This is a genomic window from Mesorhizobium sp. M2A.F.Ca.ET.067.02.1.1, from assembly GCF_004023285.1.
Classification (GTDB): domain Bacteria; phylum Pseudomonadota; class Alphaproteobacteria; order Rhizobiales; family Rhizobiaceae; genus Mesorhizobium.
Genome location: NZ_RZSB01000881.1, coordinates 1 through 2,233 on the forward strand (window position 1 = coordinate 1; position 2,233 = coordinate 2,233).

4 protein-coding genes are annotated in these 2,233 nt (G+C 63.0%); 2 read left to right on the forward strand and 2 right to left on the reverse strand.

The features are described from left to right. Window positions 1-276, reverse strand: a 276-nt coding sequence (locus EOA28_RS33170) for a response regulator (RefSeq protein ID WP_128315716.1), incomplete at its 3' end; no start/stop codon positions are given. Window positions 277-307: 31 nt separating this feature from the next. Further along, window positions 308-679 carry a response regulator gene (locus EOA28_RS33175; protein ID WP_027166515.1) on the reverse strand — a complete coding sequence of 124 codons (372 nt, stop codon included), beginning with the start codon at window positions 677-679 and terminating at the stop codon, window positions 308-310. A 236-nt stretch (window positions 680-915) separates the two neighbouring features. Here EOA28_RS33175 and EOA28_RS33180 point away from each other — a divergent pair, with 236 nt between their 5' ends. Both EOA28_RS33180 and EOA28_RS33185 read left to right on the forward strand, forming a co-directional pair. Further along, the gene (locus tag EOA28_RS33180; protein WP_126083783.1) at window positions 916-1,215 is read left to right on the forward strand and encodes a DUF3572 domain-containing protein; all 300 of its coding nucleotides are present in this window, start codon (window positions 916-918) and stop codon (window positions 1,213-1,215) included. Further along, window positions 1,212-1,865: a hypothetical protein gene (locus EOA28_RS33185; RefSeq protein WP_127253011.1), complete on the forward strand. Its 654-nt coding sequence runs from the start codon at window positions 1,212-1,214 to the stop codon at window positions 1,863-1,865. The genes EOA28_RS33180 and EOA28_RS33185 overlap by 4 nt, the downstream gene beginning before the upstream one ends. The last annotated feature ends 368 nt before the right edge of the window (window positions 1,866-2,233 follow it).

Below are 2,233 nucleotides of genomic sequence, written 5' to 3' on the forward strand. Positions count from 1 at the left end.
CACCCGGTCCGAGACCTGGTCGAGCGCGGTGATCATGACCACCGGTATATGCGAGGTCGCCGGATCGCCCTTCAGGCGCTTGCAGACCTCGAACCCGTCCATGCCTGGCATCATCACGTCGAGCAGCACGACGTCGACCTTGCCGTTCTCGCAGGTCTCGATCGCATCCGGGCCGTTATTGGCCGTCAGCACCTCGAAATACTCGGCAAGCAGCCGAACCTCCAGCAGCCGCACATTGGCGGGGATATCGTCGACGACGAGGATCCGCGCGGTCATCAGAAAACTCCGGTTCTGCTGGTCTCGGGCATCAGGCATCGCCCAGATAGGATTTGATCGTCTCGATGAAGCGCGGCACCGAGATCGGCTTGGAGATATAGGCCTCGCAGCCGCCCTGGCGGATGCGCTCCTCATCGCCTTTCATCGCGAAGGCGGTGACGGCGATGACAGGGATCGAATGCAATTCGTCGTCTTCCTTCAGCCATTTGGTCACTTCCAGGCCGGAGACCTCGGGCAGCTGGATGTCCATCAAAATGAGGTCCGGCCGGTGCTGGCGCGCCAGATCCAACGCCTCCAACCCGTTGCGCGTGCGGACCGTCTCGTAACCGCTGGCTTCGATGAGGTCCCGAAAGAGCTTCATGTTGAGCTCGTTGTCCTCGACGATCATGACCTTCTTAGCCATCAATTTCCCGTCCCGACCGCCCTCGAAGTCGAAGACCGTCGTAATGCGTCTCCTCGGACCGCACCCAACCCTTTCCACCCTAGCCCAATATAATTGACGAAACGGAAACCGGAGGTTGGAAAGCTGCACCAATTCCACCTTCGGGCGTTTTGTGGGAGAGAGCGGAGGCTTGCCGCGAGCGACGCTTGCCGTTACTGCGTTAGCAGACTCAAAAATCCACCATTCCAAAGGTAATGATGGCGAACGCAGCGTCAATGCGCGAGGAAGCGGAAACCATTGCCGTCAAGGCGCTGGGCTTCGTCGCCGCCGATCCGGAACTTCTGCCCCGCTTCCTGGCGATCACCGGCATCGAGGCCAACTCGATCCGCAAGGCCGCTGCGGAGCCTGGCTTCCTTGCCGGCGTCCTGCAATTCATCCTCGCTCATGAGCCGACGCTGCTGCGCTTCGCCGAGGAGACCGGCACGCCGCCGGCCGCCATCGGCAAGGCATTGCGTGCCCTCCCGCTCGGCAACGACGATCACGAGCGCTCGACATGAGCGACGATCCCGAGACGGCGAGGCAGATCGAAGAGCTTGCCGACGACGACCGGCCGCTGCTGGTGCTCGATGTCGACGATGTCGTGCTGGAATTCGTCCGGCGCTTTCCGCATTTCCTCAAAACGCGCGGCTTCGGGCTGACGCTCTCGTCCTTCCGATTGACAGGCAACATCGCCGAAACGGCGACCGGCCGGCTGATCGAACAGCCGGAAGTGACGGCGCTGCTGGGCGATTTCTTCGACACCCAGGCGGATTGGCAAAGCATCACCGAGGGCGCGGCGGACGCCCTGGCGATGCTTGGCCAAGGCGCCGAGATCGTCCTGCTGACCGCCATGCCACACAAGCATCGCGCGGTGCGCCGCGCCCATCTCAATGCGCTGGGGCTCGACTACCCGCTGCTGACGACGGAGATGGCTAAGGGGCCGGCCATCGCCAAGCTGCGCGGCCTCAAAGGCCGGCCGGTCGCCTTTGTCGACGACCAGCCCTCCAACCTGGTCTCGGCGCGCAATTCCGTGGCCGACGCCCACCTCTTCCATCTGATGGCCGACAACTCGCTGCGCGCCTTCCTGCCGCCGACGCCGGAGGACATCGTCTCGGTCGAGGACTGGCGCGAGGCCGCGCCCAAGATCGCGCGCGCTCTTGGGCTTTAGCGTAACCCTGGGAGAACCGTGAGCGGTTGGCTCGGCGACCGCTGTAGGCAGGGCGCTTCGCCGTTTCCGTGAAACGGTGAAACGCCCTAGTTCCCCAGCACAGGGATTTTGACCAGTCAGCTCTGTTTGCCTTGGAGGTGGCATGCCTTGGAGATTGGCCGAAACGCCCATCGCGATCGTCATTCCAGGGCGGAGCAGGAGCGAAGCTCCGTCGCGAAGACCCTGGAATCCATGCCGTTACCTTCGCCAAGGCGTGCAACGGAGCAGAATTCCGCACCGTGGCGGCGCTTCCAAGTCACGGCATGGATTCTATGGTCTGCGCGCGTCGCTCCGCTCCTTGCTCCGCCATAGAATGACGACGTTGGAGT